Genomic DNA, 21,410 nt, shown 5'->3' with positions numbered 1-21,410 from the left:
CCACACGATTGTTCCGGAACTTCCGCCCCCGGAGCCCATCGGAACTGGGCAAGAGCAGCGCGAGCAACTCCCACTGCTTGTCCGTCAACACCTCAAACCGATCAACAACGTCTGCCACACCGAAGATTCTGCAGCACAACACCACAAATCATTGGGAGACACACCCTAGCCAGAATCTCGATCTTCAGTCAGCTACCGGCCTGCTGTGGGCACCTTCATTTGCCGGCACAGCCCGGAATGTCAATGCTACTCTGACAAACAAGCAAGCGTTTGGTCAGAGGGGTGGATCGTGCAGACTATTTTGATAACAGGGGCAAGCAGTGGGTTCGGGGCGCATGTAGCCGCCAAGCTGGCGGCGCGTGGGTGGCGGGTGATCGCGTCGATGCGCGACACGACGAAGACGACACAACTTGACGAGCTCATGGGAGGCGCTGGCACGAACACGGCACTCCTCGAGATTATTCGCCTGGATGTCGCCTGCGACGAGTCCCGCGCCTCGGCCGTGGACTACGTACTCGACTCAACTCCACATGGCTTGACAGCCGTTCTCCACTGCGCGGGCTACACAACCGCGGGCTTCTTCGAACACCTCGCCCCGCAGACGATTCGAGATCTATTGGAAGCCAACTTCATTGGTGCAGTCGACGTTACGCAGAGACTCCTTCCAGCAATGCGCTCACAGGGACACGGAACCATCGCAGTTATCTCCTCGAACGCTGTCAACATTGCCCATCCGATGTACTCCATCTATGCCGCAGCAAAGTGGGCGCTAGAGGGCTGGGCTGAAGCCATCGACATTGAACTGGCACCGTTCGGCCTCGACGTGAAGATTCTGCAGCCGGGCAATCACGACACCCCATTTGGGCGCAATGTACAGCCAGTGTTGCCGGAGGACAGCCCATACGCGCCGCTAGCAGCAACGGCCCTGCCAAGGATGAGCAAACTCGGAAGTAGAGCTCGGCCGACGGAGAAGGCTGCGGTTGAAATCTGCGACGCATTGGAATCGGATTCGCGTCAACTGAGAGTTCGACTCGGCAACGACGACAAAGTCATGGCAGCACTATCACGTTGGGCGCCATACACTGTCAGGCGCCGTATCGTCGAGCGAATTACTGGAATCGATAAGATGACGCTATTTCCTGCCCGATGATTCTTTGGGGAGGCACCCTTTCCCCGGCACCGGTCGAGCACCGTCTGTTCGCCGCGGCGCGCGCAGGCTTCCACGCGATGTCGGTAGCACCGATGGATTTCGGGCCTCCGGACCGTATGCTGCAGCGGGCGGACTCCGTTGCGAAGTTAGCGAACAGACTCAACATATTCGTTGCCTGCGTTGATCCGGTGACGTCGTGGCTGCCGCCCCCCGTACAGGCGGGATCAATCCCCACAGCGAACTCGGCGCAGCGGTGTTACGGGGATCTCTTCGGCCGGTATTCGGTGAGCAAATGCCTCAGGCTGGCGGAAAGGCTGGGTTCAACAACAATCTCCGCCATTGAACCGTACGGAGTCGGCTTCGGCCATCAGATTGTCGTCGACTCGTTTTCCGCACTGTGCGAGAGTGCCGCTGACCGTGGCCTTACCATCCAGCTAGAGCCGATGCCATTCAGTTCGATCTTCGACCTCGCAACGGCACACCGCATAGTTGCCGACTCCTCTGCAAAGAACGCAGGAATAGTGTTCGACAGCTGGCACTTCGACCGTAGTGGAGGTACTCCAGACCAGCTGGGTGCGCTGCCCCGGGGAATCGTCACGTCGATACAGCTCAATGACGGTCGCAGGTCGGAAGCCGAGGACTTGTGGGAGGAGGCGTCGACGGAACGCCTACTACCCGGTGAGGGGTCGTTTGGTATCGAAGAGTCGATCGACGCACTGGCCGGAAGGCTCGCTGATTCGACTTTGATCGGGCCAGAAGTAATCTCTGCTGATCACCGCCTCTCGCCGGTCAACTACGTGGCACAGATTGCCTACGATGCATGCCTTCCGTACGCACAGCGAGCGGGACTCGATATAGGTCCGGTCTAATCTGCCGCGAGCCAGCCTATTTGTGGGCAGAGCGGATCGCCGAATGTGTGAGATGCGTCGTCGGCAGGCCGGGGGTGCGTCTGGCGACGATGAGTGAGTCGGGCTCATGTAGATTCGAACCAGTGCGCCCGGTAGGGACCCGGGTGGCGCTGGAACGAAACATGTTCGCGTTTGCGGGTCCCGATCAGGATCTGATGTGCGCGGGATTATCCGCGAGCGAGGGCTCGAGGTTTCCGGGTCGTGCCGACCGTTCGGGATGCTCGAGCCGGTCCGAAATGCACATCGGCCGGCGTGTGCGTCCGCAACAGCCGTCTTCCTTCGTCGTTCTCGTCGATGTCGTGGACCCGCACACGTCTGCTACAACCACGGCGCAACCCCCCGTGAGTGGTTAACGAGTCTCTGCACTCGTCAACCACTCACGGGCCCGGAGGGCCTAGCTCAGGCGCTCCAGGACCATTGCCATTCCCTGCCCGCCGCCGACGCACATGGTCTCGACGCCGAACGTCTTGTCCTCCTCACGCAGGTTGTTGAGCAGGGTGTTGGTGATGCGGGCACCGGTCATACCGAACGGGTGGCCGAGGGCGATGGCACCACCGGAGATGTTCAGCTTGTCCTCGTCGATCTTCAGCTCACGGGCCGACCCGAGGACCTGGACCGCGAAGGCCTCGTTGATCTCGAACAGGTCGATGTCGGAGATGGACTTGCCCGCGATGGCGAGCGCCTTCTTGACGGCCTCGATCGGGCCGAGACCCATGATCTCGGGGGACAGTCCGGACACCCCGGTGGACACGATGCGGGCCAGCGGCGTCAGGCCGAGGGCCTTGGCCTTSGTGTCGGACATGATGACGAGCGCGGCGGCGCCGTCGTTGAGGGGGCACGCGTTGCCGGCGGTGACGGTGCCGTCSGGCCGGAACACCGGCTTGAGCTGGCTGATGCCCTCGTAGGTGGTGCCGGCGCGCGGGCCGTCGTCGGCGGASACGACGGTGCCGTCGGGSAGGGTGACCGGGGTGATCTCCCGCTCGAAGAAGCCGTTCTTGATCGCTTCCTCCGCRCGGTTATGGGACCGGACACCCCAGCGGTCCTGCTCCTCACGGCTTATGCCGGTGGCCGAGGCGACGTTCTCGGCGGTCTGACCCATCGCGATGTAGACGTCGGGCAGCATGCCGTCCCCACGCGGATCGGTCCAGGCGACGCCGCCCTCGGCGAGCTTGCCGGTCCGCGCCTGGGCGTCGGCGAACTTCGGGTTCTTCGTGTTCGGCAGCCCATCGGCGTTGCCGGTGACGAAGCTGGACACCGACTCGACGCCGGCGGAGACGAACACGTCGCCCTCGCCGGCCTTGATCGCGTGCAGTGCCATGCGGGTGGTCTGCAGCGAGGAGGAACAGTAGCGGTTGACGGTGACGCCGGGCAGGAAGTCGTAGCCCAGTTCCACCGCGACGACGCGGGCGATGTTGAACCCCGACTGGCCTGCGGGCTGGCCGCAGCCGAGGAGCAGGTCGTCGATCTCGGTGGGATCGAGTTCGGGGACCTTCGCCAGAGCCGCGGCCACCATCTGCGTCGTCAGATCATCCGGGCGGATCGACTTGAGCGAGCCCTTCATGGCCCGACCGATCGGTGAACGTACTGCAGAGACGATTACTGCCTCGGGCATCAATAACTCCTTTGTCAACTACAGGGTCAGAACTCAGTCGGACTACCGCGGACGTTTGACTCGACGAGCGTGTGGCGTGTTTGCGCTGACCAGCCCGGTCCGCTGCAAGTGCGCAGGATTAGCTCAGCGCCATGCCCAAATGGTCGAACGCCGGATCAACGTTCACTGGTGGGGGCCACCTCGTAGCGGTCGATGATCGATCCGTCACCGGCAAACGCTTCGGCGACCATCTGGTGGCCAAGGAACTGGGCGTCATCGGACTTGTACACACTCGCGCAGGCACCTTGGTCCCACTCGATACTTCGCAAACTCTCGGCGATGGCTTCGTGGTTGGAGACCGTTCCCGCCTCCTCCATTGCTGCGGCGAGTAGGCGAACGGCGTCGTACACCAGGGTTGCGGACGCTGTGGGGGTCATGCCGTACCTTGCCTGGTACTCGGACGCGAACGTCCGTCCGATTGCGCTGTCTCCAATCGATGGCGCACATGGTGTGACCGCGTTCAGCGGGCGTCGTGCGGTGTCGTCCACGAGGTTGCCGGCCACGACGAGCGGACCGGAGTTACCAGAAATTACGGGGGTCTGAATTCCGTTCTGGTTCATTTGATTGAGTTGCAGTGCCAGGACATTGGGAAAGGTCCACGAGAGGATGACATCCGAGTCACGCATATCGAGGATTGTTCCTGTGAGGTCTGTGGCTGTCGGCGGCACGTAGCGGACGGCGCCGAGTTCCAGGCCCGCCGCTTCAATGGCATCGATCGAGTTCGTTGTCGAGACGCGGCCGAATGTTTCGTCTGTGGCGACGATTCCGATTCGCTTTCCGCCGAGTTTGCGGGCAAGGGCAACTGCGTTGGTAGCTCGCGCCGTGTCATCGGGATTAATGGAAAATAGCCATTCGCTTCCCGACTCCGCCCCGCGAGCAAGTTTGCCGTCGCTGCTGATGTGAACCATGGGGATTGCAGCCGCATCGACATCACGTGTGAGGGCCTCCAGTGATCCGCCGCCGGGAAACCCGATAATGGCACTGGGGTTCTCGTCGACTGCCTTGAGGTAGGCAGTGCGGGCAGCTTGCGGGTCCGTGACGGATGCGGGAATCCGTTCATATTTCAGAGGTTTTCCCAGTACGCCGCCCGATGCGTTGACGTTGTCGACTGCCAACTGGGCGCCGTTGTTGTAGTCGTTGAGCGCGTTCGGTGAGTCTCCCTTGATCTCGATGAGTCCCACGATGGAGGCCTGATCCGAGCTTCCGGCGTCCGAGGTGTCGGCGCCGCACGAGGCCAAAGCCATCGTCACAGCAACCGCGGGGGTGAGGATCCAACTGCATAGGGCGATTCGGCGGACTCTATCTGTATTCATTGGCAGATCTTCCTACTTCTCGGTCATCGGCGGCAGTCGGTCCTCACCAACATCGCCGACGTCTATGTCTGTTTGTCCTAGATAGCTGGCGAGAACAGCTTTTCGATCAGTCAGCGCGCTGGACTCACCGTTCATCACGACGCGACCTTCGGCTAGGACGTACCCTCGCCGCGCCAATGCCAAGGCATCGGAGGTGTTCTGCTCGACAACCAGAATCGTGGTCCGGCCGGCAATCTCGCTCAATGCCCGGTAGACGGTCGCTACAACCGACGGCGCCAGGCCCAAGGATGGTTCGTCGAGAAGAAGCAGGCGAGGAGCGGCCACGAGGGCGCGTCCTAATGCGACCATTTGTTGTTCGCCCCCCGACAGTGCAAAACCTTGCCGCTTCCGCATGCGGGTCAACGCGGGAAAGAGGTCATAGACGTCGTCGTAGCTGTACAGCGCCGGTCTACTCCCCCGTGCATGGGCACCGATCTGCAGGTTCTCGTGCACGGAAAGCGTGGGGAAGACGTGTCGCCCCTCCGGTACGTGGATCAGTCCGACGCGGCTGAGGAACGCCGGCGGCCGATTATCAATCGTCTCACCATCGAATTCGATTGTTCCCTCGTACGGAACCAGTTGAGAGATGCTGCGCAGCAACGAGGATTTTCCTGCACCGTTTGGTCCGAGCAGGCAAACCACTTCGTTCTCCGCGATGCTCATGTCGACACCGCGGATGGCGTGGGTGGCCGTGTAATGAACATTGAGGTTCGAGATTTCAAGCATCTGGCGCCGCTCCAAGATACGCGTCGATGACCCGGCTGTCGGCCCATACTTCAGCTGGACTGCCCTGTGCGATAAGCCGGCCGATCTCGAGTACCAGCACTCGGTCACAGAGGGCGTCGATGAAGTCGATCTTGTGGTCGACGACGATGATGGTCGTACCCTCCTGCCTGATCTGCATCAGAAGATCGCGCAGAATCAGAGTCTCTGCGTCGTTGAGCCCGGCGCTCGGTTCGTCGAGCATGAGCACACGGGGACCGGCAGCAAGTGCGCGCGCCAATTCCAGTAGTCGCTGCTCACCGTAGGTGAGCTCGCGCGCGGCTCGATCCTCGGATCCAGCCAGCCCGACACGGCCAAGATGGTGAAGGGCATCGTTCATACGACTTGTTTCGGCGCGCCACATCCGTGACCGGAGGAACCATGCCGCAAAGAGAGTCCGACCGTTGGCGTCGTCGGCTCCGAGCATCACGTTATCCAGACAGCTCAGTTCCGGGCACAGCTGCGGAGATTGGAACACCCGTATCAACTTCGCGCGCCGGGGTTGTACCGGGCGCCCAAGGGTGATCTCGTTACCTGCGACACTCAGGCGACCGCCAGCTCGGACCACCCCGCTGAGAGCATTCAACAGGGTGGTCTTGCCACTGCCGTTCGGCCCAACCAGGCCTACGATCTCGTTCTGGGCAACCTCGAACGACACATCGTCGACGGCGACCACGCCGCCGAAGCGAACGGACAGATTACGAACACTCAGCTCCGTGGCTTTCGCAGTCATGATTCGGTCGATCTGCTGATGGTGCGCACACGGTGAGACTTGAGGGAGTCGAAGATTCCGATGAGCCCGCTCGGGAAGACTAGGATGACGACCAGTAGCAGGGCTCCGTAGAGGATGGACATGTACTGCTGAAGTCCGGCGAGCAACTCTGGGACGGCCACGTAAAAGGCCGCACCGATGAGGACCCCCCAATGTGACGCCAGTCCCCCGAGGATGACCATGAGGAACAGCCCGATTCCGAGGTTCAGGCCGAACGAATCGACTCCGATGAATCCTTGCCAGTGCGTAATCAATGCTCCTGCGAGTCCACCCACGGCTGAGCCGGCAACGAAGGTCGTCATACGCAGCGCATCAACGGGAACACCAAGGGTTTTCGATACCGTGGGCATCTCACGAACTGCTGTGAGATCACGGGTAACCGGGGATCGTTTGAGCCACACAGCGAGGAGAAGGAGCAGCGCCAACACTGCCGCAAGCAGCCAAAACACTTGACCGTCGGTTCTCAGTTCCTGCCCGAAGACGACCGGGTAGCCGATTCCGGTGATGTTCCCATTAGTACCGGTGAACGTCGATGTCTTGCCGAACAGCACTACCCCGATCTCGGTGACGGCCAGTGTGCCGAGCGCGAAGTAGAAATGCTCGGCACGCCAGAGAACTACTCCCACGGCAAAGGCGGCCACCGCTGTCACGACCATCGCGCCCAGCACGCACCCGAGAAAACCAACGCCATTACGGTCGAAGAAGGCGGTGGTGTATCCACCCAGTGCCATCATGAATGTCTGGGAGAATGCGAACCTTCCCCCCAGCGCGAAGATCCAGTAGAAACCCAGTGCAGCAATCGAGTACACGAGCCACAAGTTCACAAGATTGGTCGAACTCCCTGTTGTGACAGCTTGCGACACAGACAGTACCAGCAGTATCACCACGGCAAGAGTTGTGTACTGGCCTCGCTGACGCACGCTGCTTGCCCTTCGCATCAATCGATCTGTCGTCACAAGCGCACCACCGTTCGACCGAGAAGGCCCTGAGGCCGCAGGCCGAGAATGGCAAGCATCGCAACGTACGGCAGGATCGACGCGTAGTCCTGAAGGACATAGCCGCCGACGAGATACTGGATCGTCCCGATGAGCAACGACCCGAGGAGCACGCCCCACAAGTTGCCGAAGCCGCCGAGAACAGCGGCCGCGAACGCCGCCAGCATGATCGTGAACCCGAAATTCAGGTCGAGACTCGACAGGGGCGCGACCAATATCCCGGCCAGCGCTGCAAGCCCCGCAGACAAGCCCCACGCGACAAGGCTGATCCGGCCGGTGCGGACTCCATACATTTCCGCGGTCTCAGGGTCGCTCGCCAGGGCCCTCAGCTGACGACCGAAACTGCTGTAACCGAATATGTACATTACTGCAGCGATGCACAGCAGCGCCACGACGAGTATGAGAATCCGTTGTCCGGCAATGGGTGCCCCCAACACCGTTACGACCTGGCCGTCCGCCGGGGAGGGTAGTCGCTGCGGCGTGCTGCCCTGCCACAGTGAGATGAACGCACGGATCACCAGGGCTGCCGCCAAGGTGGCGATCAGGACGGTGAGATGTGGTCGGCGTCGCAGAGGGGCATACGCCAGTCGCTCGAGGCCCATGCCGATGAGGAACATGATGCCAACCGCGAGCACGTATCCGACGACCGGAGTTGAGTCGAGGTCGGTGATGAACCAGAGCGCAATGTAGCCGCTCAAGGTGATCAGGTCCCCGTGAGCGAAGTTGACTACCCCGGTTGCCTTGTACAGGACCAGAAATCCCAGTGCGGCCAAAGCAAGGACCGCGCCGTATGCGGCGGCGCTGAATGACAGCGCGACGAGAGTATCCACCCCACTCCTTACTTGAACAAGTGCTTGGTCAGGAAATGTATGCGCTCACATGCTCACTGTCAACGCATCACCTACCGGGCACCCCGTCCATCCAGTCTCGTCGACTTGCACTATTTGGCAGTGACTGCCAAAATTCGTTCGTGCCTTCAACCGGACAGCGCGCTCGAAACGCGATGAGAACGCGGGAAGTTCTTGCCCAGACCGCTGTCGAACTTTTCCTCGAGGACGGGTTCGATGCGGTCACGGTCGAGCAGGTCGCCGCAGCTGCAAATGTGTCGCCCCGCACCACCTATCGCTACTTCCACACAAAGGAAGGACTGGCATTGGCGCTTCTCACGGACCTGGACAACCATTTCCTCCAGAGCGTCCAAGCCCGGCCCCACGACGAAGCGCCTCTGGAGAGTCTTCGGCATGCGTTGGCCGAAGCCTGGGCATGGCTGGAATCGTCCGGCCAATCCGAGACTTATCTTGCACTGCAGGCTTTCGTCGAGTCCCACCCAGGACTGATGGCCGCGAACCTCCAGCGCGGCTACAGCCAAGAAGAACTCCTGGTCGCAACCCTAGAAACGAGGCCGGTCTTCCGGTCCAGCGGCGACCTCGGGCCGCGATTGGTCGTTGCAGCCTTCGCCGGCGCCTCGCGAGTCGCGGTCACGACGTGGCGCCGGACCGCCGGCACCGTCCCAATGTTGATCAACACCCTCGACACGTGCATCGCCTCGCTGCTGCCGGCACTGCAGTCTGCGGGCGAGCCCCCACACGTGCGCTAACCAACCACCCTCAGAAGGAAACGCCCCGCGTGACTACCACGGGAAGTAAGCTCCCATCGCCAGCCGTCTCCGAGCTGTCTGCGCGATCGAATCCATGGATCGCCATGGTTGCCATCGCACTCGGAGTCCTCATCGTCTCACTCGACGGCACCATTACTGCGGTCGCGAACCCCATTCTGGCACTCGACCTGGGTGCCAGCCTGTCTGGCCTACAGTGGATCACCAACATCTACCTACTGGCGATGGCAGCAACTCTGGTCCTCTCCGGAAAGCTCGGCGATCGTTTCGGCCGACGCACCGTCTTCCTGACCGGCATTGTGGGATTCGGAATCGCATCCGCGGGCATTGCGGTGTCACAAAGCGTCGGAATGGTGATCACGTCACGGCTGGGGCAGGGACTCTTCGGCGCCTTGATCGTCACCAACGCGCTCGCCCTCCTTCGCACACTTTTCCGCGCGGAATCTCTGCCGAAAGCTTTAGCGTTGTTTGCGTCGTTGATCGGCGCTTCCTCCGCTGCAGGCCCTCTCATTGGCGGCTTGCTCATCGAGCACACAAGTTGGCGGTGGGCCTTTCTGATCAATGTTCCCATCGCGGTGGTCTCTCTCGCTGTCGGGTTGAGGGTGCTTCCCGCTCGGGACTCGACAGGCGCCAACTCCGCTCCCTTCGACCTGGCGGGTACTGCGCTACTCGCGGCGGCGTTGCTTCCGATCACTTATGGCCTGATCCAGGCACCGGAGATCGGCTGGACCAACTGGCTGGTCATCGGACTCTTGCTTGCGGGCATCTTCTCGGGAGTCGCATTCGTCTTCGCTGAACGTCGAGCTGTCGATCCGCTTATCCCGATGCGGTTGTTCGCCGATCGCTCGATATCCCTCGGTGTCCTGCTGACCGTCATCTCGTTCTTCTCCCTTGTGGGTTCACTATTCTTCGTGCTCCTGTTTCTGCAGCAGATCAACGGAGACTCACCGATGGCCGCCGGCCTGCATATCTTGCCGATGAGCATCGCGAATGTCGTCGCGTCGAGCAGCTGCGGTTGGGTCATCAAGAACTATGGTCCCCGCCCTCCACTATTTGTGGGAATGCTGTTCAGTGCAATAGGGTTTGCGCTCTTCACCGGCGTTGAACCGCGTACTGGGTACCTCGCACTTGCCATTCCCTTCACCGTCCTCGGGCTCGGAGTCGGACTGGTCATGACTTCATCTGTGCAGGCCATCCTCGGCAACGCCGACGTCACTGATGCCGGCCCCGCAGCCGGGGTGCACCAAACATCGCTCCAAATCGGCGGCATCCTAGGAACGGCCGTCCTCGGCGCAGTGATGGCATCCGCAGTCGGGGCCAAATTCGGACCCGCCATGGGCGACAATGGCATTCCATCCACGATCTCCGAAGAACTGTCGGGCGAAGCCGTGCGTTCGGTGGCGCAAGGCGCCACTCCCCTGCCAACACACGTCACTCCCGAGATACTCGCAGCCCTGCACAACGCGACGGAGACGACATTTATGCACGGCATGCACACAACCATGTGGGTCGGTGCGATCATCTCGCTGCTTGGAGCTGCAATTTCGGTCGGCGTCAGACGCGGTCGGGTGGTCGAGGGTTCAACAACGGTGCACTGACCGAAATTGCCACTCTCCTCGCACCCTTTCCAGCCTCTCGGAGTTCGTGTTACCGAGCGCAGGACTGATGTCACTCGCTTCGGCCACTCAGCCACGTTTGCAGTTGCGCGACAACATCAGCACGAGGCATTGCGTAGAGAGAATCGTTCGCCAGATGTGTACCGCTGGGTCCACGAGTGCAGCACCACGAGATCATTTTGTCTGTCAGAGACGTGGAGGAGAGTGCAACAACAGATGTAGGGGCATTAGGCGGAAAGGCCGTGCGGTTGCCGCCGGGACCGCACGGCCTTCCAGCCCCTGCCACTTCACTCAGCTCCTGCGTGGAGTCCACGCAGGCCTTCCTGGGTGCCGTGAGCAGGCATTCTCGTCAGCGTGCGCGGCGTGCGTGGTTCGTAATGAATTCACGCAGCCGGACGCGGACGTGGGGCTCCAGGTGGCGTGCCGTCGGTCCGTCGAGAATCTTGCCGAGTCTAGCCACGTAGCATGCGGGCGTCATCCCGAACTCGACCAGGAGATCCCCGCTGTTTCCTCCCCCGTAGGGAAGCCATCGGCGGGCGAATTCAAGGATCTGGGCGTCCTCGATGATGGAATCGTTCATCATTGGGAGGCCTCCCTGACTGGCGAAATTAGCTTTGTACGAATTTCTTTCGCTTGCGCGTAGAGACGGCCGGCGCGGTAGGAGGATCGGACGAGCGGTCCGGTCATGACGCCGGCGAAGCCGATCTCCTCGGCGGTCTTGGAGTGCTCGACGAATTCCTCGGGCTTGACCCACCGCTCGACGGGGTGGTGGCGGGGCGACGGGCGCAGGTACTGCGTGATGGTGATGATGTCGCAGCCGGCGTCGTGCAGGTCGTGCAACGCCTGGGTGACCTCGTCGGGGGTTTCGCCCATCCCGAGGATGAGGTTGGACTTGGTGACGAGGTTGTCTTCGCGGGCGGCGGTGATCACGTCGAGGCTGCGCTGGTAGCGGAACGCGGGCCGGATCCGCTTGAAGATGCGSGGGACGGTTTCGACGTTGTGGGCGAGCACCTCGGGGCGGGTGGAGAACACCTCGGCGAGCTGATCGGGCTTGGCGTTGAAGTCGGGGATGAGCAGTTCGACGCCGGTGCCGGGRTTGAGCTGGTGGATCAGGCGGACGGTTTCGGCGTAGAGCCAGGCGCCGCCGTCGGGGAGGTCGTCGCGGGCGACGCCGGTGATGGTGGAGTAGCGCAGTCCCATCGCCTGGACGGAYTCGGCGACGCGGCGGGGTTCGTCGCGGTCGAGGTCGTCGGGTTTGCCGGTGTCGATCTGGCAGAAGTCGCAGCGGCGGGTGCATTGTTCACCGCCGATGAGGAAGGTCGCTTCGCGGTCTTCCCAGCATTCGTAGATGTTGGGGCAGCCGGCTTCTTCGCAGACGGTGTGCAAACCCTCGCGCTTGACGAGGCTCTCGAGCTCGGAGTATTCCGTGCCCATCTTCGCTCTCGTCTTGATCCAGTTCGGTTTGCGTTCGATCGGAGTCTCCGCATTGCGGACCTCGATGCGGAGCAGTTTCCGGCCATCCGCGCTTGGCCTTTGATCCATTGCGTTCATCGCGTCAACCTGTACTTTCTCATGCCCGGCGTGCTTCACCTACAGCTCGCAGTGGAGAGAATGTTTCCCTCGATTGCTGCGATTCCACGTGTCACCAATGGTGTGATCACTGCTTCCATCCCCACGTGACCAAGTGTGCCAGTGGGTGACGATGGCCTACCGGAGCCGCAGATTCGAGCGGCCACCACGAGGAATCCGAAAGCGTAGTACCACGACATCTCAGTGGAACTAATCCGGAAACCGCTTCGTTCGCTGTATCGCTCAACAAGCTGCTCGAACGACGGATAACCGCGGTGAGCGCTGGGGCACCCGAACAGCCGATTTCTCACGCCATGTAGGCCTGACCAGAAGACCTGCGCGACACCAAGGTCGACGAACGGGTCGCCCACCGTCGCATATCTCCAATCTAAAACGGCGGAAACTCGAACGGCATCCGCGAGCTGCCAGACGACATTACGGAGTTGGTAGTCGCCATGGCGAAGGACGGATCGGCCAGATCTTGGGATGGTCGCCGCGAGGGAGTCGAACAGTTCCCGGAGATCGGGGCGAGCAGTAATACCTGCTCTTTCAAGGCTTTCGTGCACCTGCGCCAAGTGAACTTCCAGACTCGATTCGTCAGCGCGTAGTCGATCAAGGCCGGTCCCGGTTAGGTCGACACCGTGAACCGAGGTCAATGAGTCAACGAATTGATACCCCAGTGCGTTCCGTAGTGGTACTGGAACCGCATCCAGATCAATGTCCGTTCGAAGTACTGTCCCGGCGACTCTCCGAGCAAGGTAGTAGCGAGATGCTCCTGTACCACGCTGAACGATGTCCGGTACTGGTACGACCGCCGCACCACCGAGTGCTGCTTGTACTGCGAGCTCTGTCTCGATGCCGTCGTGATCGTCGACAGCCCGGTGGAGGACCCAGTGCCGTCCTCCACCGTCTACCGAGTAACCCCGACCGAGCCGAGAATCCATCGTGCTTCGTAGGCTTAGGGTGGCACATTCGTCAAGATCACCTGACTCAATCAGACGGCGACGAATCTCTTGGAGATCGGCATCCGGGCGCACAGCGCTTGCGACCCCTCTTCTCACGAATGCTCCCTTTCCACAACGAGAAATGTCTTGACGAATTAGCGCGGCGACATGCGAAGGGCGCCGTCCATACGGAAGGTCTCACCGTTGAGGTAGTCGTGTTCGACGATCATCTGGGCGAGCTGGGCGTATTCGGCGGGCTGACCGAGGCGGGAGGGGAACGGGACGCCCGCTTCGAGGCCCTTGCGGTATTCGTCGGTGACGCCGGCGAGCATCGGGGTGTCGATGATGCCGGGGGCGATGGTGTTGACGCGGATGCCGAACTGCGCGAGGTCGCGGGCGGCGGGGACGGTCATGCCGTGCACGCCRCCCTTGGACGCGGAGTACGCGATCTGCCCGATCTGGCCCTCGAACGCGGCGACGGAGGCGGTGTTGATGATGACGCCGCGCTGCCCGGACTCGTCGACGGTGTCGGTCTTGGCGATGGCGTCGGCGGCGAGSCGCATGACGTTGAACGTGCCGAGCAGGTTGACCGTGATGACGGTGCGGAACAGTTCGAGGTCGTGGGGGCCCTTCTTCGACAGGATGCGCCCGGCCCAGCCGACGCCGGCACAGTTGACGACGATGCGCAGCGGCAGACCCGATTCGACGATCTTCTCGATCGCGGCCTGGACCTCGTCACCGCTGGTGACGTCGGTGGCGAGGAGGGTCACGCCGTCGGGGACGTTGTCGCCGGCGCGCTCGATSGACTGCTGCAGGTCGAGTCCGAACACGGTGGCTCCGGCGTCGGCGAGACGCTTGGCGGTGGCGGCGCCGAGGCCCGAGGCYGCTCCGGTGACCAGTGCGGCGGTTCCCTGAATTTCCACAGTTCGCATCCTTACTTTCCCGGCGGCCTCCGTTGGCCGACCCTGGTGACCTGCACCATAACGCCCGCTCGGTGTGACGGCAGCAGCGAGGGAAACGTGGTGGGCGGGGGACCGGGTAGTTTGTCTTCTCGCGCGGATCAGGGCACGCGCAGGACCGTAGGGGGACGGATGAGCGAGGACCGGCTCGAAGTGGATCGCGACGCGTTGGTGCGGTGCATCGCCGCGTGCGAGGTGTTGGCTGCCGACATGCAGGACCTGCGAGAKCGAGCGCATCGCGAACTCGCGCCCGAGAGCTTCGGTCTCGGCGAAACCCACCTGCGGTCGGCGGCAGACCTGGCAGCCCGGTTCCGGGCGACGGCGATCGGCGGCCCGGGCGTCGCTGTCGAGAACTCGGCGGTCGGGACGTTCGCGGCGCACGAGCGTTACGCGCTGGATCTGAAGGCGACGTTCGAAGCGGCGCTCGCCCGGTACGACGAGCAGGATGCGGCGACGGCACACCGCCTCGAGCAACTCTGACCACTCGCGTCAGTGAATGTGCTCCTGCCAGTCCGTCGGAACCCGAGGGGCGGGACCGGGGACGGTCTGGTCGATCGGATGATGTTGCGGCGGAGCAAGATCGGGGCCTTCGAAGGCAATCTCGGTGGCGTAGTTCCAGAACCAGTTCTCGCCCGGTTCGAAACTCCGCACGACGGGGTGCCCGGTGCCGGCGGCGTGCTTGGTGGCGTGCTGTTCCGGGGAGGAGTCGCAGCAACCGACATGGCCGCACTGCGCGCACCGGCGCAGGTGCACCCACCACCCGCCGTCGCTGTCGCACTCCGCGCACCCCTCTCCGCTCGGCGGCACGCTCGGGTCGATTCCCTCCAGCTCACCCATCTGAGGCTCCTTCCGCTGCTGCGACTTCGGGTTCGATCGGAATGCGGACCTGAAACCGGGTGTCGCCCGGTTCGGACTCCACGCGCAGGTCGCCGCGATGTTTCTTCACGACGATCCGCCACGAGATGTCGAGGCCGAGTCCGGTTCCCTCACCCACGGGTTTCGTCGTGAAGAACGGTTCGAAGATGCGCGACCGGATCTCCTCGGGCACACCCGGTCCGGTGTCGCCGATCTCGATGAGGGCCATGTCGCCGTCGCGGCGGGTGCGGACGGTGAGGGTGCCGTGGCCGTCCATGGCGGCGACGGCGTTGTCGATGAGGTTCGTCCACACCTGGTTGAGTTCCGCGGCGTACGCCGGGATCTGCGGCAGCGTCGGGTCGTACTCCTTCACCACCGTGACGGAGTCGCCGATCTTGCGGCCGAGCATCACCAGCGAGCTGTCGAGCAGTTCCCGCAGATCGACGCGCTGGTAGGGGGCACGGTCCATCTGCGAGTACTGTTTCGCTGCGTTCACCAGGGTGGAGACCCGGGCGGTCGAGTCGGCGATCTCGTTCATCAGCAGTTCGGTCTCGATGGTGTAGTTGAGCCAGCGGATCGCGCTCTCGACCATCGATTCGTCGTCGACGCTGGCGACGATCCGCTCGAGCCACGGCACGTCGAGACCTGCCTGCACGAACGTGGGCGCCAGGTCCCAGCCCCCGGAGACGCCGTGGTCGTCGAACCAGTCGCCGAGTTCGTCCTCGCGGTCGGACGCTTCGAGCGGGGTCAGCGTCGGCGCCTTCGCGACCAGTTCGGCTGTTTCCTCCTGCAACCGGATCAACGTGGCCAGCGCCTGCCGGTCGTACACGCCCGAGGCGATCACGCTCAGTTTCTGCCGCATGTGCGACACCCGGTCGCGCAGCGACGCCGTCGCCCGGACCGCGGCGGCCGCCGGGTTGTTGAGCTCGTGCGTGAGCCCCGCCGACAGCGACCCCAGCGCGAGGAGGCGTTCCCGCTGATCGACGACCTGCTTCGCGTTCTGGTTGCCGAAGAACAGCCCCTCCAGCAGGTGCACGGCCATCGGGAACCATTCGCGCATCAGCTGCCCGAAGCGGTCGGCGTCGAGGACGAAGAACTTCGACGGGGCGGTGACGCGCATCGACGCGGTGTACGTCTGGGGTGCACGGTCACCGAGATACGACTGCCACGCCCCGGAGTACACGCCGCGCTGGGACGTCCGGCTGAACTCGATCTCCTCGCCGCCCGACAGTTTGCTCAGCACGAGCTCGCCTTCGATCAGCACGTAGAAGCACGTCGCGACCTCACCCTCCGCGAACACGGGGCCGGGTTCGATCAGTTCGACGTGCCCTTTCTCGCAGAGCTGCTCGAGCTGGTGGTCGGTGAGCTTCTCGAAGAGGAACAACGTCCTCAGCTCGGGGGGATTGCACGGGAGTTGGGTCATGGTCTGCCCCTGGTCACGGTTGGCCGATGTAGCGGTGGACGAGCATCACGGCCATGGCGCCTTCCCCGACCGCCGACGCCACCCGCTTCGCCGATTCGGAGCGCACGTCGCCCGCCGCGAAGATCCCCGGGACGCTCGTCTCGAGGTGATGGGGGAGACGGTCGAGGGGCCAGCCGCTCGGTGGTTTCCCGTCGACGACGAGGTCGGGTCCGGACACGACGAACCCGTTCTCGTCCCGCGCGACGACACCCTCGAGCCATTCGGTCCGCGGGGCGGCGCCGATGAACAGGAACAGGAACCCGGCGTCGACGGTCTCCTCGTCGCCGGTCGCGTTGTTGCGCAGCCGGACCTTCTCGAGGTGACCCTCGCCCTCGACGCCGATCACCTCCGTGCACGGCCGGACGCGGATGCGCGGGTTCCGTTCGATCTGCTGGACGAGGTAGTACGACATCGAATCCTCGAGCGACTGCGCCCGGACGACGATGGTGACCGACCGGGCACCCCGCGACAGGTAGACCGCCGCCTGTCCGGCGGAGTTGGCCCCGCCGACGATGTAGACGTCCTGGTCGGTGCAGCGGGCGGCCTCGGTGACGGCGGATCCGTAGTAGACGCCGCGACCGGTGAGGTCGTCGACTCCGGGAGCGGGGTGACGCCGGTAGGAGACGCCGGTCGCCAGGATCACCGTGTGCGCGTCGATGGTGTCGCCGTCCGCGAACCGGACGGTCCGCGCCGATCCGTTGACCTCGAGCGCCACCACGTCGCGGGTGGTGATCAGTTCGGCCCCGAATCGGGTGGCCTGCCTGCGGGCCCGTTCGGCGAGCTGCGCGCCGGACACGCCGTCGGGGAAACCGAGGTAGTTCTCGATGCGGGAACTCTGACCCGCCTGCCCGCCGGTTGCGGTCCGTTCGATCAGGGCGGTGCGCAGACCCTCCGAGGCGCCGTAGACGGCGGCGCCCAGGCCGGCCGGTCCGCCGCCGACGACGACGAGGTCGTAGAAGTTCTCCGACGGGTCGGTCCGGAGTCCGAGATGCCGTCCCAGTTCGGTGTCCGACGGCTCCACCAGGCATTCGCCGTCGGAGCAGATCACCACGGGCAGGCGCCGGCCGTCCTCGCCTGCGGCGGTGAGCAGCCGCCCGCCCTCCGGCTCGTCCGACATGTACCAGCGGTACGACAGCTGGTTGCGGGCCAGGAACTCGCGCACTTCCGAGGACCGCGGCGCCCAGCGATGACCCACGACCTTCGTCTCCTCGGCGGGGTGATGATCCGACGACGCCCACGCCTCGAGCAGGGCGTCGACCACCGGGTACAGCTTCTCCTCGGGCGGGTCCCACGGTTTGAGCAGGTAGTGGTCGAGGTCGATGACGTTGATCGCCTCGATGGCCGCGTCGGTGTCGGCGTAGGCCGTGAGCAGCACTCGCCGCGCGACCGGATACAGGTCCATGGCCTTCTCGAGGAACTCGATCCCGCTCATCGACGGCATCCGGTAGTCCGCGAGGATCGCCGCGACGGGATCCCCGCGCAGCTTCATCTGCTTCATCGCGTCGAGTGCGGACTCGCCGGATTCGGCGCGGATGATCCGGTACTTCTCGCCGTATCGGCGCCGGAGATCGCGGGCGACGGCGCGCGAGACCCCGGGATCGTCGTCGACGGTGAGAATCGCAGGCTTGCCGCTCGCTACGGGATGGTTCACACACGCCCTCTCGTCCGTGAGAACTGCGAGGTACTCCAAGGCTTCCGAGTATTGCCCGAGGGCGCGGCTTTGTCGACCGGGTTCAGTCCTGGTGCTGCATCTGTTCGGGCTCAGCCGCGGCACCGCGGCGGCGCCGTGACCACACGGCGCGACCGGCCGCACCGGCCAGCGCCAGAACGACGACGGCGGTGCCGGCGATCGGGCCGGCCACGTTGCCGGGGAGCAGGCCCTCGAGCAGCAACCAGATGCCGAACGCGAAGAACAGAACGGCCGCGCCGATGCGGATGACACTCTCGGGCAGATGCTTACCCAGCACGGCGCCGACGACGATGGCGAGGGCGTCGGCCGCGACCATGCCGACGGTCGAGCCGATCCATACGCCGATGGTGTCGTGGTCGGTGGCGAGGGTGATGGTGGCGAGCATGGTCTTGTCGCCGAGTTCGGCGAGGAAGAAGGCGGACGTGACGGCCAGGAACGCCGAGCGGGTGGCCCGCCCTGCCTTGAGCTGCTCGTCCTCGCTGAGGTCGTCGCCGCGCAGCGTCCACGCACCGAAGATCAGGAAGGCCGCACCGCCGACGATGCTGATCGCCGCGGTCGGGAGCGCGACACCGAGGTAGTGGCCGACGGCGACGGACACCAGGTGGACCACGGTGGTCGCGACGGTGATGCCGGCGATCACGACCCACCAGCGGTAGCGCAGCGCGAACGTCATCGCCATCAGCTGGGATTTGTCTCCCAGTTCGGCGACGAAGATCACGCCGAAGCTCAGTAGTGCGGCGGTCAGCACGGGCATCCTCCTCCTGTGGTCGGTCGGAGGATGACGGGTGGATTCCTCCGGCCTGGCAGACGCGGGTACGTCTGTCCGGCCGAAGGTCTCGCCCACCGGCGCCGAGTGATCCGGCGGCGGTTCGCCAGGCCGGGTCCGGTGCGGTGAAGCAACGAGCCGGTATGTCGACACAGGCGATTGGGGGCTACTCCCCTTCGATGTCCGTAACGTTAGCGTGACTTATTTGAAAAGGCAAAGGCGGCAATAAGTTTGGGGCACCGACCGCAGAAACTTCGGGTACCCTCACGAGGCCAGCAGCATGGCCAAAACGGCAGTGTCGGGATCGCTGATCGGGTCGATGCCGACCCGGCTGACCATGGACGTCACCGTCCCGTCCGCTTCTGCCTCCACCCACGCCGCCCGGTGTTCCAGCCCCAGGTGGGGGAGGCCGGGGAGCAGGACACAGCCCGACGCGGCGCCCGCGCACTCCGGGAGCGACGGGGTCGTCTCGGACGGCGGGTGCAGCATCATCAGCGCCGGCGGCTGATGATCCGCGAAGCGGCCGGGAGCGAGCGCGAACTCCCCGAGAACTGTGCCCTCGGCCACCACGAGGCCGACGGTCTCGGGTTCGGGCTCCTCGGGCAGGTCCTCGTGCGCGCCGAAGACGGTCGTGGTGTGGAGCAGCCCCGGAACGCACGCCACCCGCACGGCGAGCGCGAGCAACTGGGCCCATTCCTTGGTGGTGTCGGGCCAGCGCCCGGAAATGACGAATCCCCGCAAAGTACCCGCGGCCTGGAAGGGCGAGATGCCGATGTAGCCGTCCCTGTTCATCTCTGCCTCCTCGGTGTGATGACACGCTTCGAACATGATTCGTTCTGCACACCTCGTTGGGTACTTGAAGAATGCGCCCGACAGTGCCTGGCACACAAGAGCAGGGGAGTGCTAACGGGTCTTCACGCGGGCGAACATCTCAGAGAATCCTCAGAATGGTCACAATGTGCCGCTACGAAAGCCACCTACCCTCACCGGAATGACCTCTGAGCGCGCACGGAATTCCGCGAATCACGCCCGAACCGAGTCGACGCGAAAGGTCCTCACTACGCGGCGCGTCGCCGCGGCCACCATGGCCGGTCTGGTCCTGGCGTCCGCGGGGGGACTCGGGTACGTGTTCCTCGGTGACAGCGCGGCAGACAGCCGGACCGTGGCCATCGTCAACACCGACGCCGGCGCCACCGTGGACGGAAAACCGGTGCGTGCGAGCGACACCCTCATCGAGAAGCTCGAGGCGAACGAGGCCTTCGACTGGAAGGTGGTCGACGCGGACGCGGCGGCGGACGGCGACTGGTTCGCCACGGTGACCGTGCCCGAAGACTTCAGCGAGGCGGTGTCCTCGGTGTGGGGCGCGAAGCCACGGCAGGCGACCCTCGACCTCGACGTCGCGGGTTCCGACACCGGTGCCTCCGAGGAACTCTCCGGAGTGGTGTCGTCCCAGATCGGCGCGGACGGCATCACGGATCTGCTGGCGGACATGTCCTCGTCGCGGACGCGGTTCCAGCAGGCGGGAATGACAGCCGGGTTCCTCGCAGCCGGCACGGCGGCGGCGGACGATGCGGCACAACAGCTCACAGAGGGCGCCGACACTCTGCTCCCATATCTCGAGAAGGCACGCTCCGGCTCGGTGCAACTGCTGGGCGTCGCCGACCAGGTGGCGGGCGTGGTCGACCAGACGTCGGGAACGGCCGACGACCTCGCGGACCGGTTGAGCGCGCTGGGGCTGACGCTGGGCGGAGCGAACGACAGCGCCACCCGGATGCGCACCGGAATCGACGAGGCGATCCGCGTTCTCGACGCCACTCCCGTTGCATCGGACGTGGTCCCGTCGCTCCGGCAGGTCAGTGCCGACCTCGATCTGTTCTCCGCACAGCTGGGTTCGGTGCCCGGTCTGCTGGGCGGAGGAGTCGGTCCCGACACGGACCTGGGCGAACTCGTGCGCGTTGCGATGGGTCAGCTCACCGACGCCAGCAATCAGCTGAGCAGCGGGGCACGGCAACTGAACGACGGTATCGTCCCGATCGCCGATCAGGCACCGGAGATGCTCGAAGGTGCCACCTCGCAGATCGTCGACGGGTTCGCGAAGCTGAAGACGTTGTCGGGGCAGCTGTCCACCGACCTCAACAACGGTGTCGCGGCGATGCCGGTGCGCACGGCGGCTCAGCAGAACCAGTTGGCGACGGTGCTCGCCGAACCGGTCGCGGTGACCCGCACACTGTCCGCGCCGTCACCGATCCTCACCGCCGAGCACCTCGCCGTCGGCTTCGGGATCACCACCGTGCTGCTGGCGGGTGCCGTCGTGTGGATGGGCCTGCGGCGCAGGGCTTGACCG

Annotated in this window: 21 protein-coding genes; 6 read left to right on the top strand and 15 right to left on the bottom strand. The window is 64.0% G+C overall.

Annotated features, from left to right (window positions below; translation table 11 throughout):
- Positions 1 to 289 precede the first annotated feature (289 nt).
- Both AC1D1G_RS02375 and AC1D1G_RS02370 read left to right on the top strand, forming a co-directional pair.
- Positions 290 to 1,150 (top strand): SDR family NAD(P)-dependent oxidoreductase, encoded by an 861-nt coding sequence (locus AC1D1G_RS02375; RefSeq protein ID WP_477950850.1) that lies wholly within the window; start codon positions 290 to 292, stop codon positions 1,148 to 1,150.
- On the top strand, positions 1,147 to 2,019 hold the full coding sequence (locus AC1D1G_RS02370) for a sugar phosphate isomerase/epimerase family protein (protein WP_317568595.1): 873 nt from the start codon (positions 1,147 to 1,149) through the stop codon (positions 2,017 to 2,019). The genes AC1D1G_RS02375 and AC1D1G_RS02370 overlap by 4 nt, the downstream gene beginning before the upstream one ends.
- 433 nt (positions 2,020 to 2,452) lie before the next feature.
- Here AC1D1G_RS02370 and AC1D1G_RS02365 read toward each other — a convergent pair whose 3' ends face one another.
- The 6 genes from AC1D1G_RS02365 to AC1D1G_RS02340 form a co-directional block, all read right to left on the bottom strand.
- A complete protein-coding gene (locus tag AC1D1G_RS02365; protein WP_477950848.1) occupies positions 2,453 to 3,670 on the bottom strand; it encodes an acetyl-CoA C-acetyltransferase in 1,218 nt (405 codons plus the stop codon).
- Between the two features lie 155 nt (positions 3,671 to 3,825).
- Positions 3,826 to 4,953, bottom strand: a complete 1,128-nt coding sequence (locus AC1D1G_RS02360; RefSeq protein ID WP_477950846.1) for an ABC transporter substrate-binding protein — start codon at positions 4,951 to 4,953, stop codon at positions 3,826 to 3,828.
- Between the two features lie 81 nt (positions 4,954 to 5,034).
- Positions 5,035 to 5,787 carry an ABC transporter ATP-binding protein gene (locus tag AC1D1G_RS02355; RefSeq protein ID WP_283332292.1) on the bottom strand — a complete coding sequence of 251 codons (753 nt, stop codon included), beginning with the start codon at positions 5,785 to 5,787 and terminating at the stop codon, positions 5,035 to 5,037.
- Positions 5,780 to 6,556: an ABC transporter ATP-binding protein gene (locus tag AC1D1G_RS02350; RefSeq protein WP_105423992.1), complete on the bottom strand. Its 777-nt coding sequence runs from the start codon at positions 6,554 to 6,556 to the stop codon at positions 5,780 to 5,782. Before AC1D1G_RS02350 ends, AC1D1G_RS02355 begins: the two co-directional genes overlap by 8 nt.
- Positions 6,553 to 7,419 carry a branched-chain amino acid ABC transporter permease gene (locus tag AC1D1G_RS02345; RefSeq protein ID WP_477950844.1) on the bottom strand — a complete coding sequence of 289 codons (867 nt, stop codon included), beginning with the start codon at positions 7,417 to 7,419 and terminating at the stop codon, positions 6,553 to 6,555. Before AC1D1G_RS02345 ends, AC1D1G_RS02350 begins: the two co-directional genes overlap by 4 nt.
- A 128-nt stretch (positions 7,420 to 7,547) precedes the next feature.
- Complete coding sequence (locus AC1D1G_RS02340; RefSeq protein WP_283332294.1) at positions 7,548 to 8,420, bottom strand: branched-chain amino acid ABC transporter permease; 873 nt, start codon at positions 8,418 to 8,420, stop codon at positions 7,548 to 7,550.
- A gap of 173 nt (positions 8,421 to 8,593) precedes the next feature.
- On the opposite strand from AC1D1G_RS02340, the gene AC1D1G_RS02335 reads away from it, so the two are divergent.
- Positions 8,594 to 9,187, top strand: coding sequence for a TetR/AcrR family transcriptional regulator (locus AC1D1G_RS02335; RefSeq protein WP_477950842.1), 594 nt, complete (start codon positions 8,594 to 8,596; stop codon positions 9,185 to 9,187).
- Positions 9,188 to 9,291: 104 nt separating this feature from the next.
- Positions 9,292 to 10,803: an MFS transporter gene (locus tag AC1D1G_RS02330; RefSeq protein ID WP_477950840.1), complete on the top strand. Its 1,512-nt coding sequence runs from the start codon at positions 9,292 to 9,294 to the stop codon at positions 10,801 to 10,803.
- Positions 10,804 to 11,170: 367 nt separating this feature from the next.
- Here AC1D1G_RS02330 and AC1D1G_RS02325 read toward each other — a convergent pair whose 3' ends face one another.
- The 4 genes from AC1D1G_RS02325 to AC1D1G_RS02310 all read right to left on the bottom strand — a co-directional run bounded on the left by AC1D1G_RS02325 (position 11,171) and on the right by AC1D1G_RS02310 (position 14,257).
- On the bottom strand, positions 11,171 to 11,404 hold the full coding sequence (locus AC1D1G_RS02325) for a DUF3263 domain-containing protein (protein WP_477950838.1): 234 nt from the start codon (positions 11,402 to 11,404) through the stop codon (positions 11,171 to 11,173).
- Entirely contained in the window at positions 11,401 to 12,372 is a 972-nt protein-coding gene (gene lipA, locus AC1D1G_RS02320; RefSeq protein ID WP_477950836.1) for a lipoyl synthase, read from the bottom strand. The genes AC1D1G_RS02325 and lipA overlap by 4 nt, the downstream gene beginning before the upstream one ends.
- 35 nt (positions 12,373 to 12,407) lie before the next feature.
- Positions 12,408 to 13,334, bottom strand: coding sequence for a phosphotransferase family protein (locus AC1D1G_RS02315; RefSeq protein WP_477950834.1), 927 nt, complete (start codon positions 13,332 to 13,334; stop codon positions 12,408 to 12,410).
- A gap of 155 nt (positions 13,335 to 13,489) precedes the next feature.
- Positions 13,490 to 14,257, bottom strand: a complete 768-nt coding sequence (locus AC1D1G_RS02310; protein ID WP_477950832.1) for an SDR family NAD(P)-dependent oxidoreductase — start codon at positions 14,255 to 14,257, stop codon at positions 13,490 to 13,492.
- Between the two features lie 168 nt (positions 14,258 to 14,425).
- Here AC1D1G_RS02310 and AC1D1G_RS02305 point away from each other — a divergent pair, with 168 nt between their 5' ends.
- Positions 14,426 to 14,773, top strand: coding sequence for a hypothetical protein (locus tag AC1D1G_RS02305; protein WP_477950830.1), 348 nt, complete (start codon positions 14,426 to 14,428; stop codon positions 14,771 to 14,773).
- Positions 14,774 to 14,782: 9 nt separating this feature from the next.
- On the opposite strand, the gene AC1D1G_RS02300 is transcribed toward AC1D1G_RS02305, so the two are convergent.
- From AC1D1G_RS02300 to AC1D1G_RS02280, 5 genes are all read right to left on the bottom strand, one after another.
- Positions 14,783 to 15,130 (bottom strand): UBP-type zinc finger domain-containing protein, encoded by a 348-nt coding sequence (locus AC1D1G_RS02300; RefSeq protein ID WP_283332605.1) that lies wholly within the window; start codon positions 15,128 to 15,130, stop codon positions 14,783 to 14,785.
- On the bottom strand, positions 15,123 to 16,571 hold the full coding sequence (locus AC1D1G_RS02295; protein ID WP_283332606.1) for an ATP-binding protein: 1,449 nt from the start codon (positions 16,569 to 16,571) through the stop codon (positions 15,123 to 15,125). The genes AC1D1G_RS02300 and AC1D1G_RS02295 overlap by 8 nt, the downstream gene beginning before the upstream one ends.
- 13 nt (positions 16,572 to 16,584) lie before the next feature.
- Positions 16,585 to 18,261, bottom strand: a complete 1,677-nt coding sequence (locus AC1D1G_RS02290; RefSeq protein ID WP_280781916.1) for an NAD(P)/FAD-dependent oxidoreductase — start codon at positions 18,259 to 18,261, stop codon at positions 16,585 to 16,587.
- 82 nt (positions 18,262 to 18,343) lie between these two features.
- Positions 18,344 to 19,054: a TMEM165/GDT1 family protein gene (locus AC1D1G_RS02285; RefSeq protein ID WP_280781915.1), complete on the bottom strand. Its 711-nt coding sequence runs from the start codon at positions 19,052 to 19,054 to the stop codon at positions 18,344 to 18,346.
- A 276-nt stretch (positions 19,055 to 19,330) separates the two neighbouring features.
- Positions 19,331 to 19,858: a hypothetical protein gene (locus AC1D1G_RS02280; protein WP_005248897.1), complete on the bottom strand. Its 528-nt coding sequence runs from the start codon at positions 19,856 to 19,858 to the stop codon at positions 19,331 to 19,333.
- A 199-nt stretch (positions 19,859 to 20,057) separates the two neighbouring features.
- Here AC1D1G_RS02280 and AC1D1G_RS02275 point away from each other — a divergent pair, with 199 nt between their 5' ends.
- Positions 20,058 to 21,407 carry a YhgE/Pip domain-containing protein gene (locus AC1D1G_RS02275; RefSeq protein WP_477950826.1) on the top strand — a complete coding sequence of 450 codons (1,350 nt, stop codon included), beginning with the start codon at positions 20,058 to 20,060 and terminating at the stop codon, positions 21,405 to 21,407.
- Positions 21,408 to 21,410 lie beyond the last annotated feature (3 nt).

The sequence above is a fragment of the Rhodococcus sp. P3_B8 genome (genome assembly GCF_056402775.1).
The sequence above is the reverse complement of the archived record's forward strand: the minus strand, read 5'-3'. Positions and strand labels throughout refer to the sequence as shown.